The organism is Gammaproteobacteria bacterium CG11_big_fil_rev_8_21_14_0_20_46_22, from assembly GCA_002796245.1.
GTDB lineage: Bacteria > Pseudomonadota > Gammaproteobacteria > UBA12402 > UBA12402 > 1-14-0-20-46-22.
In genome coordinates this window covers 70,862-86,136 of sequence record PCWT01000064.1, presented here as the reverse complement: position 1 = coordinate 86,136, position 15,275 = coordinate 70,862, and the positions used below count along the sequence as shown (strand labels likewise).

Here is a 15,275-nt window from a genome sequence, read left to right as displayed (position 1 = left end):
ATCCTTCTGTAATATTAAAATTACATGGATTCTAACGTTTTTTTCAAAAACCTACACTTTTAATCGCACCCGGCTCTTGTAGGCCTCCTAAATCTAGTTGTTGTTACTAAAGAAGATTTCACCGGCCTGAAGCTGCCGATAGAAAACGTATCGTCAGAAGAAAGGGGTGGTCCGGCTTCATGGCTTTATTTACCTCCCGGTCAGATATTAACGGCAGGCAGCACTGATGAGCGCTGGCTGAATGAACTATCTTTTAAACAGCCGGTACTTCTTCGAGTTGAGGTGAAAGAGAACGAAACGGTTATGCTCAGACTTAGAGTGTGGAACTTTAAAAACTCTCTAGGTAGGGGATATTTCGGAGAAGTCTATCCACTTCAGGAAAGTAGGTTGCTGGTATGCACTGGCCAGCCGCCTCAATGGCAAACAACATCAAGCAAAGTTATAAAAATATTTTTCAAGCCGACTGAGGGAGTCAAATTTAGCCCAACTAGTGGTAGTGGTAACACTGGGATGGACGTGTTGCGTTCTAGCAAGTCCTTGGAGGCTTCTCAACTTTCTTGTGTGAAGCATCTTGAGGCGGACAATCCACGCATCGAGAGAGTTCCTCCTTCAAACCCTCCGCGCAGAAAACATGATCAAAACGGCGATAAATATGATAATTCTTTATGCTATGGCGCAGTGGTTATGAAGCGATTTAACGGAATAACACTTTGCGAATATTTAGCAGGACAAGATAGCTCGTTGTGGACACTAGTGGACCTGCTAGAGTTGTGTTTGAAGATAGCGAAGGCTTATGAAAAACAGGTATCCTCGATAAGGGTTCGAACTAAATATAAGGGCGCCGAAGTACCTGTCAGTCATGCTGATGTAGCCCCTCAGAATATATTTTGTCTGCCAAACGGTGAGATTGTTTTCATTGATTTTGGAAGCATGGTTCGATGGTGGAAACTGGCCAGTTCAGGTTTTTCGCCAAACTTTTCGCCTCCCGAGCTATCGAGATTTCACGACCTGTGTAAGCAGAAACTCTCTCGCCAGCATACTGTCGGCGATGTTGTTTCCTTTTCTTCTACTCACAAACTTGATCCAAGAGATCCCCCTGAATCGCCCGAACCCGTTAGCGAAGCCGCTAGGTCGTCGCTTACTCGAGCGAGAACTGATGGGGTTGATAGATCTTCCAGTGCCGCTTCTAGTCCCGAATGGGATGGTACTACTACTCAGAGTGCCGGTTACAACCTTAGTTCGAGATTTTTTTTTGATGTTGCTGCAGGCGAAGTGGCCCCCGGAACAATTGATGGCGAAATAGAGTCTTTAGCTTCCCCTGAAAGCCCCGTCACGCCTAAGGTCGGCATTTCACCGGAAGCCGCTGCTGGCTCTGACTCTAATCTTGCTCCTGATTTTAATTGTGATGCTCCTGAAGAATTTAACCATGTTGATATCTATGGATTGGCTCGAGTTTTTCTGTTTATACTGAAGAGGTTGTGGAGATTGGACCGTGCTAACTATGAAGCGTTTTTTCCATCTGTTAAAGGGCGCCATCAAAACAGCAAAAGCTACGAAATCTACCATTCGAAATTTAATCAAGTACCTATATTCCTAGATTTTAGCAGCAACATTCAGGCTATATTAGATGCAATGCTTTGCTATGTTCCAAAAGAGCGTTGCTCTATTGAGCGTGTGATAAAGCGCCTTGAAGCGCTCATTGATGAGGTGAAGCGCGGGCTACAAAATACTAACAGCTTCTTTTACTCCCCCTTCGCCAGGCCCAGCCAGCCTCCGCCCCCTACTGCCAAGCGCAACTGAGTTTAAGCAAAGCCCGCCTTGTGGTTTTGGCTGATCGGATGATTCAGGTAGGTCCTGACTTGGGTATGCCCCACACAAAGGCCATGGGAGATGGGTTATTTGAACTTCGAGTTAAAGCGGAAGAAGGCATCGCGAGAGTTTTTTATTGTACCGTAGTTAACCATGAAATTGTGATGTTACACGCCTTTATTAAAAAGGCACAGACAACACCTAAAAAAGAACTGGAAACACTCCCCTTCATTGAAAACATTAAGTAAATACGCCAGCGCGCTAGGATTCAGTTTAGAAATTAAACTAAAACGTGCGCATTAATATTTATCCTAACGCGCCGAAAGACCTCTTCCTTTAGGGAGAGGATGTAAGGCGCTTGCCTTTGGCGAATTAAATTTCTGGTGTTTGCTGCTGTTCAATATATTGTCTGATCACGGTAATAGGTGCGCCCCCGCAGCTTCCTGCAAAATAACTGGGAGACCAGAGAACGCCTTTCCAGTAATAACGATGAATTTGGAATCGCTTCTCCTTCTGTAATGGGACTTTCACCCATAAGATTTGCCAGACTTCGTCTTGGCGCACGAATAATTACATAATTTTTAAGCAAATTTCTAATGAAAAATATTCTAAAGAATTCTGTTGGATAGTTCGCTTGATTTATCACCCCATCATGACAAAACTGACTCTGACTCCGAAAGAGTGGGTTTGCTTGCATGAAAAAATACAGTGCTTTTCTGATTGGGGCGATAGCTGTTGCTGGATTTTGCAAGGCGCCGGTGTTTCATGGCTTCAGCAATCAATTATTTTATGCGGTTTATAGCCAAAAAATGGTGCGTGATTTTCAGATATACGGCGTTTATACAGCCAAACTCCCAGAAAACCTATTTTCTATTTACAAAATGAAGTACCCAGACTTTAATCAATGCGGGCTTTGTTTTTCAATGACAAAAGGCTACTTCAATGGAAACCCTAAAAACATTGAATTGCTTTTCAACGAAACTGGTGGAAAAAACTATCGCTACTCCCTGAGCGACTCAAAACTTGGGGACAACCCAAAGCTAAACTACGTTGGATTTACAATCCCATGCAATACATCCTTTAAAAACACAAAATCAGTAAATATTCTTTATCAATCGGGAAATCAGAATGACACGAAAAACCTACCGCTTAAAGCGCTCAAACGAGTCTGGTACATGAAAAAAGAGTCACCGCCTGTTCAAGGGGGAAACTTTAAATTTATATCCATGACTTTGACGCATTATGACTAAGGAACAGTTTATGGAATTTAGTATTGCGGCTTGTTGGCGTGAAGGCTCTTCTTGTATTTCCCGGATTATGCGCTGCGTGCTAATCCGGGCTACCGCTCAACACGAACAATACGCCTCTTTCGTGATCCCTGCACAACCACGTCATCGCGCGATGTGGGGCGTTTCATTAGGTTGACAAGCCATCCTCGCGCCCCTAGTATGCCCTAAACTTTCAAACTAGAGATTGCCATGACGAGCACCCTAGAGGCCATACGCGGGCTTGTGTCTTCCGAGCTAGACCAAGCTAATATCTTGATTAAAGAAAGCATTGCTTCTGATATCCCGCTGGCCAAGGCCATCGCCGACCACATTATCCAAAGTCCTGGCAAGCAAGTTCGCCCCATGCTCGTGCTCTTATCGGCCAAAGCCTGCGGCGTGCTTGATCAAAAAGCCATCACTGTAGCCGCCATCATTGAACTGCTACACACAGCAACTCTGCTGCATGACGATGTCATTGACGAATCGAAACAACGCCGAGGCCGCCCTACGGCCAACGCAAGCTTTGGCAATGAAGCCAGCGTACTGGTCGGCGACCTGCTCTATTCGCGCGCCTTTCAGTTGATCGCAAGCTTAAAACACCACCGCTTCACTGAAATTATCGCCAAAGGCAGCAGTGACATTGTCGAAGGTGAAGTCTTGCAACTCATGCACTGCCATGACCCTGCGACACAAGAAGCCACCTACATTGATATCGTTAAACGTAAAACCGGCGTACTGTTTGAGATCGCCGCCATCTCCGGCCCGATTCTTGCAGACGCAAGCCTTGAAACCCAAGAAGCCATGCGCACCTACGGACAAAACCTGGGCGCCGCATTTCAAATGCTCGATGACGCTCTAGACTACGAAGGTGACCCAGAATTGACAGGGAAAAACCTCGGCGACGATCTTCAAGAAGGCAAGCCCACCCTGCCCCTCATTTACGTCATGCAACAAGGCGCGAACCATTTTCGCACCACAATTGCGCAAGCCATCAAAAACCCGGAACAAGCCGACCTGGCTCAAATTCAAAAAATTCTCAACGAAACCCAAGCATTGACCTATTGCAAAGAGCTTGCAGCACAGACGATTCATATTGGCATGGATCAACTCAACACCTTGCCAGACTCAGCGTCAAAAACAGCCTTAGAAGCTTTGGCAAACTTTGTGATCGAACGCCAACAGTAAAGGGCAGCCCCTATTTAACACGGCGCATTAGCATCAAACCCAAAAAAGCAAACAATACCGTGGGCAATGCCGCACCCAGAAACGCCGGGACTTGGTAGACTAAACAAAACGGGCCAAAAAATTGATTCAACAAATAAAAAGCCAGCCCCACCGCAGCACCCGTCACAATTCGCAAACCCATCGTCACACTGCGCAATGGCCCAAAGATAAACGGCACAGCCAATAAAATCATCACCAGGCTTGAGAAAGGCTGCACCAGTCGCTGCCAGAAGGCTAGCTCGAACTGCGCGGGACTCATCCCCACGGCAATTTGCTGGCGAATATCTTGATACAGTTCAAGTAACGATAATTGCGACGCAAACCCACCAGCATCATTAGCCGACTTTGTACTCATCCTTAATGTCACATCCATATTCGGCACAGATTGAGAGCGCACAGTCTCGCCTTGCAGCTGGCTTTCAGTCACATCTTGTAAGCGCCACTCATCATCGGCAATTTTTACCGCTTGCTTTGCATGCAATGCTTTTTTTAGCGTTTGATCTGGGGCAAAACTGTAGACCGTGACATTGCGCACATGACCATTGGGCAACACAGCGCCCACAAAAATAAAGCGCTCAGCGTCCTTTAACCATAAGCCATAGCGCGTTTTAGCTGCTTGCCCACCACTAGTGGCCATGAGCTTCATTTGCTCTGCGTAAGCGGTTAAGCGTGGCGCAAAAAGTTCGCCTATACAGGTGACAACCACGATAAGCACTATCGCTAAACGAAAGACCATACGCATCATGCGCGTTAACTGCATGCCTGCTGCGCGCATCACCACAAGCTCAGAGTTTTGCGCCAACAAGCCCAAGCCTATTAGTGCACCTAACAAACCAATCATCGGAAAAAGACCATAGAGCTGGCCAGGCAATACTGACAAGACGTAAACAAAAGCATGGCCGATACCATAATCACCTTGCCCAATACTGCCAAACTCGCCAATCAAATAAATAAAGGCATCCACCGCAGCCACAATCACCAGAACCATTAAGGTAAAGCGAAGTAATGTACCCATTAAATAGCGATCTAAGATCTTCATCACACGCCCGCCCGCTGCCAAATCCGCCATGAACCATCAGAGCGATACAGCAATAAACCAAACAACAACATAGCTACATGAACCCACCAAAGACCAAGATAGGCCGGCACAGCACCCGACGATAGCCAACCGCGCGCCAATATCAATAAATTAAAGTACACAATAAAAATCAAAATCGCGGGCAAAAACTTAGCATAACGACCTTGACGTGGGCGAATGCGACTTAAAGGTAAACCGACAAACGCGAGCAACAAGACAGCAATGGGCACGGAAATTCGCCACTGCAATTCTGACATCGCGCTATGATCTTTCATGGCCACAGGAATGAGCTGGCGCATCGGCATTAGCTGCGGGTCAATGGTAAAGCCCTTGAGCGGGTCTTGATCCACCCGCACACCGTAGGTATCAAAGCGTAAAACCTGGAAATTCTGTTGACCCGGCAAGCCCTTATACACGGCTCCCTCCGACATTTGGAAGTAATCGCTTTGTGAAGCAGGAAAATACACATCCTTACCGCGCTTAGCCACGATCACCTGCCAAGGCGCCATCGGGTTATCCAATTTTCGTTCCGCACTGAAAATCGCTTCTACGTGTTTATGACCACGTGAGACTTTCTTAACATAATAAACATGTTGAGTATCACCTGAGTTCACCACGCGAAAGCGACCCGGCATGATGGTATCGATGATGCTGCCAGCCTTAGCTTCTGCTAAAACCTGGTGCATACGAAGATTCAAGGCGGGCTGCAACCAGCAGGAAAAAAACAAAGAAATGAAAAAGATGATGCCAGCACAGCCCATATTGACCCAGAAAAGCTGCTTGCGACCAAAACCACAGGCAAACAATACGGTCATTTCAGAATCGACAAATAAACGCCCATACGCCAACAAAATACCGATATACAAACCCAAGGGCAGCAAAAGCCCCAGGGTCACTGGAATTTCGAGCAGGATTAAATGAATTAACACCCAAACGGCGTACTTTCCGTTGGCAATAAACCCAAGATAACGAACGATGTTGTTACACATAAAAATAAACAAAAGAATCAAGGTCACAGACAGCATCGTGATGGTGACTTCTTTTGTGAGATAACGGGCAATCGTGTACAAGGTTGGCAAGCCTTAAATTTTGCGACATGGTATCACAATTGCCAGGCCGCTAAAATGCTTGCCTTGATGTAAGAAATATCTTACAATCTGCGAAAAAAATAATCGACAACATGATATTCTTCCAAGAAAACCTCCTCGGGCAAAAAACCTGGCAACGTATCGCTCAACTCATGCAACAATCCACCCAAGCACCAGAAACAGCGCGTTTTCAAAACGATCCTAACGCGCTTCAAAACCAAAAACGATAGCCAGGATTTGAATAGTGCGAGGCGATCCCCTAGACTATGCGCAGCATAAAAAGTCAGGGGCATTACAATGCGCGCAATACTCTCACTCATCACTTTATCCGCAGCACTCACTAGCTTTGCTTATCCAATTATCACCGAACGCAGCCACACCACCTCGCTAGTGGCAGCAAAAAAACAAGTGGAACACTACGTTTCATCAGGCTGCTACAATCAACAACTAACCCAAGCCAGCAATAAAGCCATGAAGTACTTAGAGGCGCGCATTCGCAGCAATCAGCAGCTTAAACACCCCAAAAAGCTCGCGATTGTTTTTGATATCGATGAAACCACACTATCCAATTACCCCTACATGAAAAGCGATAGTTTTGGCTTTGCATCTAAACCATTCAGTCAACATATTTGCCAAGCCAATGATCCAGCACTCAAACCTGTGCGTAAACTCTATGATTTTGCCATCAATCACGGCGTGGCTGTATTTTTCATCACTGGACGACGAAGTAATTTACGCAAACCCACCGTCTTGAATTTAAAAGACGCCGGCTATCATCACTGGCAAGGTATTTACTTCAAACCAATGAGCTATCATCAACCCTCCGCCATTCCTTACAAAGCACACGCACGCAAGCTCATCGAAGAGCAGGGCTTTGACATCGTCTTGTCGATGGGCGATCAATACAGCGATAGCCTAGGCGGCTATGCAGACCGAGGTTACAAACTCCCCGACCCTTTTTACAGCATCCCTTGAGTGGTTGAATATTGTCTGGCTGCCTGTTTCCTGGCATAGTGATAGTTTCAGGATGAAGGCAGGCCATGATGAGCATTAAACAATTTCTTGCCAACGCATTTGACCAACTCTTTCCCGAGAAAGAAGTCGACATTGACCTTAATTATCAGCACTCTCCTGCCTGGCCGCTGGAGTGGTACAAAGGCATGATCAAAACCCAAAATCGCATGGGTGTCATGTTTACCGACTTTGGCCCCGCTGAGCGGCAATTTATCCAGCTTGCCAAAACCGCCAAAAAACCACTGCTAGACATTGGCTGTGCCTACGGTGCAGCGACACGCGCAGCCCTTCTAAGCGACAGAGCCCGAATCACCGCTTGCGACATTGATAAAGAGCATCTGGACTACTTGCGCGAGGCAATTCCAGAAGAATGGCACTCACGCCTTCGCACGACCACACAGCGCTTTCCCAATCAACTATCATTCCCAGCAGATAGTCTATCCGGCATCCTCATGGCGAATGTGATCAACTACTTAAAGCCCGATGAGATTACAGAAGGCTTCAAAAAATGTTTTGATTGGCTAGCGCCCGGCGGCACGCTTTGGGTGTGCGCATACACGCCCTATTTTAATACCTATCAGCGTTTTGATGCGCTATACGATGAAAATGTGAAACAAGGCAAAACCTTCCCTTGCGAATTCAATCCGCATGAAGTGAGTGAGCAAGCCTGGAATCAACACTCACCTGACTATATGCAAATCTTTAAACAAGAAGCCCTGGAACATCTACTGAAAAAAGCTGGCTTTGAAATCAACGAGAGCCGGTACTTTGCATACGAATTTGTGCACCGCTGGTTGAAAAATTATTCCGACAAAGAGTTCGTGATGGTCGCCGCAAAAAAACCCTCATGAGATCTAGGCTGCGTCCCTAAAGTCTCGGCAGGAGCGAAAAATAAGATAATCGAGGAAAAATACCTGAAGGTTCGAGGCGAATATTGAACCTACTTAACGAAAAGCCTCAGGTATTTTCACCGATTTTGCTTGTTTTGCAGGCCAGCGACGACCTTAGGGACGTTGCCTACTAGCCCGAGTGGGATTTTTTCTGATACTGAACACGAAGCCTGGTCACTTCTCTCATGCTCAAATCGAGTGCTTGAGCGATAAACACATCATCCACACCCATCATGAACAAGTTAAAAGCAGCATTACGACTTGCGACTTTCAGACCTTCTTGCCGACCTTCTTGCCGACCTTCGTAGCGCCACTCTTGCGCCATTGTCATTCTACCCACAAGACTCTCCTCATTTTGTAAACTCGCAACGATGGTGTTGAACACTTGCTGCTTGTCATTCGCATGACCTTTGCTTAGAAAGAAGAATATAAATTTAGCTTACTGGCTTAAGCTCAACAATCAAATACAGAATGTTATCGAAAAAATCAGAAGCGTTTTTTTGAGGAAGATATCATACTCTAAACTGAAGCATATTTCGCTTTATCGCTTTGCCAGCGATCAAGCAATAAAGCAGCCGAGTCACTGTCTAAACGGCTGGCAATCAATGGCATATCAGAAAGCAAATCCTCATGCGTTTCAATGTCGGCAAAACGGAAACCCACCTCACCCGCCTGGCGAGTGCCTAGCATTTCACCTGGTCCACGAAGTTTTAAATCTTCTTCAGCGACCTTAAAACCATCCTGTGTTTCACGCATGACGCGCAAACGCGACTTCGCGATTTTCCCCAATGGCGCTTTATACAAAAGCACGCAAAAACTCTCGTGCGCACCTCGACCAATACGACCACGAAGCTGGTGAAGCTGAGAAAGCCCTAAGCGCTCAGCATTTTCAATGATCATCAAGCAGGCATTCGGGACATCCACACCCACCTCAATCACACTGGTTGCCACCAAAACATCAACCTCGCCGCGCACAAAATCAGCCATGATATTCGCTTTCTCAGCAGGCTTCATACGGCCATGCAACAAAGCCAATCGCAAATCCGGCAAGCTTTCAGACAAAGCCACAAAGCGATCTTGTGCTGCCTGACACTCCAAGACTTCAGAAGCTTCGATCAATGTACACACCCAGTACACCTGCCGCCCTCTTTCAACAATCGAGCGAATACGCACAACAAGCTCATCACGCTTTTGCTCATCCAGCACCACGGTTTTAATCGGCTTTCGCCCAGGTGGCAGCTCATCAATAATCGATTGATCCAAGTCCGCGTAGGCGCACATCGCCAATGTGCGCGGTATCGGTGTGGCCGTCATAATAAGCTGGTGAGGCACCCGCCCCTCGCGCGCACCCTTATCCCGCAACAACAAACGCTGATGAACGCCAAAGCGATGTTGCTCATCGATAATCACCAAGCCCAAAGATTTGAAGGCAACTGAATCTTGAAATAAAGCATGCGTACCTATCACCCAATCAACCTCACCCAATTCAATCGCGGCAAGCTGCTCACGCTTATGTTTAGCCGTGAGCTTAGAGGCTAAGAAAGCCACGCGATAACCCAATGCCTCAAACCACACTTGAAACTTTTGCACATGCTGCTCAGCAAGAATCTCAGTGGGCGCCATGAGCGCAACCTGATCACCTGCCGCCAATACCGGCAATGCGCTGAGAGCTGCGACCACGGTTTTACCCGAGCCCACATCACCTTGGACCAAACGCATCATCGCACACTCACGCAGCAAATCACCGTGTATTTCAGTAAGCACACGCTGCTGTGCAGCCGTTAAACTAAACGCTAATTGCGACAAAAAAGCTTTTTGCATGGACTCATCAGGCGCATAAGCTTTAGCCGGAAAAGCTTGATACTCAGCACGCCAACTGTTTAAGGTTAGCTGATGTGCCAGAAGCTCTTCAAAGGCCAAACGATAACGTAAACGATCACATGAAGCTTTATCAATACCGACTAATGGCTTATGGGCTTGCCTGAACAAATCATAAAGATCACCTAACCCATAAGCTGACCTAAACGTTTCAGGCAACTCATCAGACTCAGGAAGCGACAAAACAACGCTTTCAATTAACTGACGCAGCAGATTCGCGGGAACGCCTTTATGCGAAGAATAGAGCGGCGTTAATGACTTGAATAATTCAGGCGGAGCATCTGGATCAAAAAACTGATACTCCGGATGAATCATCTCAAACTGAAAGCCCACACGCTTAACATCACCCACACACTGCACATAAGAGCCCACTTGAAATTGTTGAACCTGACTTGGGTAGAAACGAAAAAAACGTAATAGCATTTGACCGGATGCGTCAGCAATATACACCAAGAACATTTTTTTACGAAACCCTGAAACTTCCGCATGGGTGACTTTGCCCCTAACAAGCGCGAAGTTTTGGTCTTGCAAGCGTGAAATTGCACTGACTCGCGTGCGATCTTGGTAGCGCAGGGGAAGCTCTAATAATAAATCCCAGTAAGTGTGCAAACCGTGCTGGGCGAAACGCTTGGCTAGTGCATCGCCAACCCCCTTAAACTGCCGGAGGGGTTGTTGCCACAAACGCCCGGACATGCCTACACAAGTTTATTGATGATAATTGTCTCTTCACGACCAGGGCCAGTAGACACAATATCAATACGCGTTTCGAGTAGCTCACTCAAGCGATCCAGATAAGCTTTTGCGTTCACAGGCAGATCACTGTATTGCGTAATGCCACGCGTTTCTTCTTGCCAACCGGGCATCGTTTCATAGACAGGCTCACAACGTGACAACATTTCGGCATCACCTGGTGGTGTAAGCAAGGTTTCGCCTTCGTAGCGGTACGCCACACAGAGCTTGATCTCCTCGAGACCATCGAGCACATCAAGCTTCATGATACCCAAACCTGTAATACTATTAAGCTCGATCGCGCGACGAACCATGACGGCATCAAACCAACCGCAGCGACGCGAACGCCCTGTGACCGTGCCAAACTCATGACCTTTTTTGCCGAGGTGCCGACCAACTTCATCTTCAAGCTCGGTTGGAAACGGACCGCCACCCACACGCGTGGTGTAAGCTTTCACAATGCCCAAAACGTAATCGATATAACACGGACCAAAACCTGTGCCCGTAGAAGCCGCACCGGCCGTGGTATTGGATGAGGTCACAAAAGGATAGGTACCATGATCGATATCTAGAAATGTGCCCTGCGCACCTTCAAACAAAATTGCTTTATTTTCAGATCGTAGTTTATGCAGCTCTGTGGTGACGTCACACACCAAAGGCCTAAATTTTTCAGCCAACGCCAAGCTTTCTTCCAATACGGTTTCATAATGCAATGGCGCGACTTGATAATAGTTTTCCAACACGAAATTATGAAAACGCATATTTTCTTTAAGCTTTTCAGCAAATGTTTTTTCATCGAACAGATCAACAAATCGAATACTGCGGCGAGCCACTTTGTCTTCGTAAGCAGGGCCGATACCACGGCCGGTTGTGCCGATCGCCGCCTTACCTTTGGCTGCCTCGCGCGCCTGATCCAACGCAATGTGGTAGGGCAAAATTAAAGGACAGGCACGACTGATATTTAATCGTGACATCACATCAACACCGCGCGCCTCAAGCTCGCCCACTTCTTCTTTGAGCGCCGCCAAGGATAACACCACGCCGTTGCCAATAAAGCAACGTACGTTTTCGTGCAAAATGCCTGATGGAATCAAGCGGAGCTTGGTCGTTTCACCGTTGATCACTAAGGTATGGCCGGCATTATGCCCACCCTGGAAGCGAACAACCGCAGACACATCACGCGTTAAAAGGTCAACAACCTTGCCTTTACCCTCATCGCCCCACTGGCTACCTAAAACAACAACATTTTTAATCATAAACGTCCCATCGCTTAAAATCGGATTTTATCGACTTAGCCCTGCAAACACAAGCCGCCACTGTTCACTGTTAAGGCGCAGCTCCAAAAGGCTGTCGCCATTGGCTGCAATCGTCTCACTTTGAACGGCACCGAACTCAAACAATTTAGCACGAATGGCCGCTTCACTCGGCTGCAAGCGAAGGCAGGCGTGAATAATGTGCGCCGACAAACGCTCTGCCATCGTGCGCTTCAACAAATCAATACCTTCACCCGTCACAGCAGACAACCAAACCTTATCCAGATCACCCGCATGGTTTCGAACGGCGTGCACGCCCTCACCCGTCAAATCAATTTTATTCATGACCATCAACTCGGGCACTTGATCAGCACCTATTTGCTTGAGCACGTCATGCACCGTGTCCACCATGTCGTAAAAGTCTGCGCGCGCGCTGTCAACCACATGAACCAAGAGATCAGCACTGGCTGCCTCTTCTAAGGTTGCCTTGAAGGCCTCCACCAAGTCATGGGGTAAGTGGCGAATAAAGCCCACCGTGTCAGCTAAGACCACCTCGCCCAAATGCGGCAACTTCAAGCGCCTAAGCGTTGGGTCTAAGGTTGCAAAGAGCTGGTCTGCCGCATAAACATCCGATGCCGTGAGTCGATTAAACAAAGTGGATTTACCGGCATTGGTGTAGCCCACAAACGCCACCGTAGGTGTAGCCGCTCGCTCGCGCAGGCGACGACTTTGCGCACGCTGCATTCTGACCTTCTCAAGCTTTCGCTGGATCATTTTAATTCGATCACGCAGCAAGCGACGATCGGTTTCAAGCTGGGTTTCACCGGGGCCACGCAAACCAATCCCGCCCTTTTGGCGCTCAAGATGCGTCCAACCTCGTACCAAGCGTGTGGACAAATGCTGCAGCTGCGCCAACTCAACTTGCAGCTTACCCTCATGGGTGCGTGCACGCTGAGCAAAAATATCCAGAATCAAACCCGCGCGATCCAAGACACGGCATTTAAGCTCACGCTCCAAGTTGCGCTCTTGCGCAGGGCTTAGAGGATGATCAAAAATCACAAGGTCAATATTTTGCGCCTCGATCACTTCTGCAATTTCCTTCACCTTGCCTGAACCGATAAAAAACTTGGGGTCAGGACGATCACGCCGACCGGTAATTTCACCTAAAACGGTAGCGCCAGCTGATTCGGCTAAAATTTTACACTCTGATAAATCGCCGGAAACGGCGTGGGATAATTGCAGGTGAACAATCAGAACTCGCTCACCTGCATCTGGACGATCGAACAATCGCTAAAAACCTTTTGGTTTATTCAACATGCTCAGGTACATACACATTTTGCGACGGCACAATCGTGGAAATCGCGTGCTTGTAAACCATTTGAGTCACATTGTTTTTCAAGAAAACCACGTATTGGTCAAAAGACTCTACTTGTCCTTGTAATTTGATACCGTTAACCAAGTAAATGGCAACGCCAACGCCTTCTTTGCGCAACGCATTCAAGAATGGATCTTGAATGGAAGCACCACCCCCTTTATTCATTATTCTTACTCCTTTACGCTTTTATCTTATGATTGCTAAAACGCGGCCCCTTTGCACCGCGTGGAGGAAAATGGTAACACAAAACCCTGAAATAAAACCACTGTCTTTGAAGGCTTTTAGGTGAAAAAAGCGCTTATATTCGGTCGCGCTTCAAAAATAAGCAGCATGCCACTGAAATCAGCATGCAGACAGGTATCACCAACATAGCATGCTCGTAGTCATGGGCGCTGAAAACACGCAGGCCATGGGCCATTTTGCCGTGCCACTCCAGGTCCAAAATCCAGCCAATCAAGGGCTGGAAGACCAAGCCACCGATCATCACAAAACCATTAATCAAGGCGATAGAGGTACCGGCCATTTTCTCGCTATTAAGCTCTTTACCGGCCGCAAATACCAAGACCTGAGCGCTGGTCGACAAGCCAAAAATAAACAACGTGGTGTACATCGCCGTATAACTAAGATACGGGTGAAACACGAACAAATAGACGCTGACAAAAAAAGCAAAAACAGAGCTGATCAGCAAAACCTTTTGACGGGAACGAATACGATCAGAAAGGAAACCCAAAATTGGGCCGCCGACCGCCCAACCTAAAAACACGGCGGTGTTAAGCGAAGCCGCATGAATTGGGCTGATACGTTCAACCACATGATAATAAGGGATAGACCATAGCTCAGCAAAGACTGTCAACGACATATACAAAGTGGTACCAATAATGCCATAGAGCCACATCCTAGGCTTTCTTAAGGCATGCAGAAGACCGCGCAACAAATACGGAAAGGTCGCTTCCATCTTCTCCGTCATACTACGCTTGTGCTCATCACCTTTATCATGAATAAAAATGAATAACACCACTGCCAAGCAGAGACCCGCAACTGCCGCATCGACCATCGTACCACGCCAGCCTTGATGAGCCACGAGCGCCGTTAAACCGACATCACCAATCATTGCACCCACCATGCCAAGTGCTGTGATACCACCAGACACCATTGCAAAACGATTCTTAGGCAACCAAATAGTGGCGATTTTTAATGCGCCCACAAAGGCAAAGGCCGAGCCAAAACCAATCAAGAAACGACCCAAAGCGGCCAGAGCAAACACATGGCTCGCTGAAAACAAAAAAGCACCCAAGGCACAAGAAAGGCACGCCAGCGACAAAAGCTTTCTGGGACCAAAGCGGTCCATCAAAATGCCGACAAAAAACTGCAATGGCGTATAAATGTAATAGTAGAAATCGGCAAGATTACCAAAGCCTGCGCCATCCAAGTGAAATGCCTGGCGCAATTGATCAGACATCACACTCGGCGAAATCCGCAGAAAGTATTCGTAACAATAAAAACACGCGGCCAAAGCGACGACAAACCAGCCGTAGTATTTAGGCCAGGTATAGACTCGCGAGCGAGAGGTACTTGAGTTTGAATATCGATTCATGCGTGTGACTCCTGTTAACAAGCCCAAAGGGCCATGTAAAATCGAGGTCGATCCATGACTTCCTGATACATTACG

15 protein-coding genes and 1 pseudogene are annotated in these 15,275 nt (G+C 47.3%); 6 read left to right on the top strand and 10 right to left on the bottom strand.

Annotation, left to right across the window (positions count from 1 at the left end):
• Positions 1-303 precede the first annotated feature (303 nt).
• Complete coding sequence (locus COV52_09185; GenBank protein PIR10450.1) at positions 304-1,800, top strand: hypothetical protein; 1,497 nt, start codon at positions 304-306, stop codon at positions 1,798-1,800.
• Positions 1,801-1,838: 38 nt separating this feature from the next.
• Complete coding sequence (locus tag COV52_09180) at positions 1,839-2,057, top strand: hypothetical protein (protein ID PIR10449.1); 219 nt, start codon at positions 1,839-1,841, stop codon at positions 2,055-2,057.
• A 124-nt stretch (positions 2,058-2,181) separates the two neighbouring features.
• Here the strand turns inward: COV52_09180 and COV52_09175 are convergent.
• Positions 2,182-2,328 (bottom strand): annotated as a pseudogene (locus COV52_09175) (IS200/IS605 family transposase).
• Positions 2,329-2,504: 176 nt separating this feature from the next.
• Between COV52_09175 and COV52_09170 the strand changes: the two are divergent.
• Positions 2,505-3,059, top strand: coding sequence for a hypothetical protein (locus COV52_09170; protein ID PIR10448.1), 555 nt, complete (start codon positions 2,505-2,507; stop codon positions 3,057-3,059).
• 228 nt (positions 3,060-3,287) lie between these two features.
• Entirely contained in the window at positions 3,288-4,262 is a 975-nt protein-coding gene (locus tag COV52_09165) for an octaprenyl diphosphate synthase (GenBank protein ID PIR10447.1), read from the top strand.
• A gap of 10 nt (positions 4,263-4,272) precedes the next feature.
• Here COV52_09165 and lptG read toward each other — a convergent pair whose 3' ends face one another.
• From lptG to COV52_09150, 3 genes are all read right to left on the bottom strand, one after another.
• Positions 4,273-5,370, bottom strand: coding sequence for an LPS export ABC transporter permease LptG (gene lptG / locus COV52_09160; protein ID PIR10446.1), 1,098 nt, complete (start codon positions 5,368-5,370; stop codon positions 4,273-4,275).
• Positions 5,340-6,449 (bottom strand): LPS export ABC transporter permease LptF, encoded by a 1,110-nt coding sequence (gene lptF, locus COV52_09155; GenBank protein PIR10445.1) that lies wholly within the window; start codon positions 6,447-6,449, stop codon positions 5,340-5,342. Before lptF ends, lptG begins: the two co-directional genes overlap by 31 nt.
• Positions 6,450-6,529: 80 nt before the next feature.
• Positions 6,530-6,760, bottom strand: a complete 231-nt coding sequence (locus tag COV52_09150; GenBank protein ID PIR10444.1) for a hypothetical protein — start codon at positions 6,758-6,760, stop codon at positions 6,530-6,532.
• Positions 6,761-6,764: 4 nt separating this feature from the next.
• On the opposite strand from COV52_09150, the gene COV52_09145 reads away from it, so the two are divergent.
• Both COV52_09145 and COV52_09140 read left to right on the top strand, forming a co-directional pair.
• The gene (locus COV52_09145) at positions 6,765-7,442 is read left to right on the top strand and encodes an acid phosphatase (GenBank protein ID PIR10443.1); all 678 of its coding nucleotides are present in this window, start codon (positions 6,765-6,767) and stop codon (positions 7,440-7,442) included.
• A gap of 65 nt (positions 7,443-7,507) precedes the next feature.
• Positions 7,508-8,332 (top strand): hypothetical protein, encoded by an 825-nt coding sequence (locus COV52_09140; protein ID PIR10442.1) that lies wholly within the window; start codon positions 7,508-7,510, stop codon positions 8,330-8,332.
• Positions 8,333-8,501: 169 nt separating this feature from the next.
• Here the strand turns inward: COV52_09140 and COV52_09135 are convergent, their stop codons facing one another.
• From COV52_09135 to COV52_09110, 6 genes are all read right to left on the bottom strand, one after another.
• A complete protein-coding gene (locus COV52_09135; protein PIR10441.1) occupies positions 8,502-8,696 on the bottom strand; it encodes a hypothetical protein in 195 nt (64 codons plus the stop codon).
• A 194-nt stretch (positions 8,697-8,890) separates the two neighbouring features.
• Entirely contained in the window at positions 8,891-10,942 is a 2,052-nt protein-coding gene (locus COV52_09130; GenBank protein ID PIR10440.1) for an ATP-dependent DNA helicase RecG, read from the bottom strand.
• A 2-nt stretch (positions 10,943-10,944) separates the two neighbouring features.
• Complete coding sequence (locus COV52_09125; protein PIR10439.1) at positions 10,945-12,234, bottom strand: adenylosuccinate synthase; 1,290 nt, start codon at positions 12,232-12,234, stop codon at positions 10,945-10,947.
• Between the two features lie 27 nt (positions 12,235-12,261).
• Positions 12,262-13,518, bottom strand: a complete 1,257-nt coding sequence (locus COV52_09120) for a GTPase HflX (protein ID PIR10438.1) — start codon at positions 13,516-13,518, stop codon at positions 12,262-12,264.
• 19 nt (positions 13,519-13,537) lie between these two features.
• A complete protein-coding gene (locus tag COV52_09115; protein PIR10437.1) occupies positions 13,538-13,771 on the bottom strand; it encodes an RNA chaperone Hfq in 234 nt (77 codons plus the stop codon).
• A 133-nt stretch (positions 13,772-13,904) separates the two neighbouring features.
• Positions 13,905-15,200, bottom strand: coding sequence for an MFS transporter (locus COV52_09110; protein PIR10436.1), 1,296 nt, complete (start codon positions 15,198-15,200; stop codon positions 13,905-13,907).
• Positions 15,201-15,275 lie beyond the last annotated feature (75 nt).

Bases quoted from the DNA above. Each gene is read 5' to 3' on its own strand.
- COV52_09135 (PIR10441.1), bottom strand. From the start codon at position 8,696: ATGGCGCAAGAGTGGCGCTACGAAGGTCGGCAAGAAGGTCGGCAAGAA.
- lptG (PIR10446.1), bottom strand. From the start codon at position 5,370: ATGGCGGATTTGGCAGCGGGCGGGCGTGTGATGAAGATCTTAGATCGC.
- COV52_09115 (PIR10437.1), bottom strand. From the start codon at position 13,771: ATGAATAAAGGGGGTGGTGCTTCCATTCAAGATCCATTCTTGAATGCG.
- COV52_09130 (PIR10440.1), bottom strand. From the start codon at position 10,942: ATGTCCGGGCGTTTGTGGCAACAACCCCTCCGGCAGTTTAAGGGGGTT.
- COV52_09145 (PIR10443.1), top strand. From the start codon at position 6,765: ATGCGCGCAATACTCTCACTCATCACTTTATCCGCAGCACTCACTAGC.
- COV52_09165 (PIR10447.1), top strand. From the start codon at position 3,288: ATGACGAGCACCCTAGAGGCCATACGCGGGCTTGTGTCTTCCGAGCTA.
- COV52_09180 (PIR10449.1), top strand. From the start codon at position 1,839: ATGATTCAGGTAGGTCCTGACTTGGGTATGCCCCACACAAAGGCCATG.
- COV52_09185 (PIR10450.1), top strand. From the start codon at position 304: ATGCTCAGACTTAGAGTGTGGAACTTTAAAAACTCTCTAGGTAGGGGA.
- COV52_09125 (PIR10439.1), bottom strand. From the start codon at position 12,234: ATGATTAAAAATGTTGTTGTTTTAGGTAGCCAGTGGGGCGATGAGGGT.
- COV52_09140 (PIR10442.1), top strand. From the start codon at position 7,508: ATGATGAGCATTAAACAATTTCTTGCCAACGCATTTGACCAACTCTTT.
- COV52_09110 (PIR10436.1), bottom strand. From the start codon at position 15,200: ATGAATCGATATTCAAACTCAAGTACCTCTCGCTCGCGAGTCTATACC.
- COV52_09150 (PIR10444.1), bottom strand. From the start codon at position 6,760: ATGCCCCTGACTTTTTATGCTGCGCATAGTCTAGGGGATCGCCTCGCA.
- COV52_09170 (PIR10448.1), top strand. From the start codon at position 2,505: ATGAAAAAATACAGTGCTTTTCTGATTGGGGCGATAGCTGTTGCTGGA.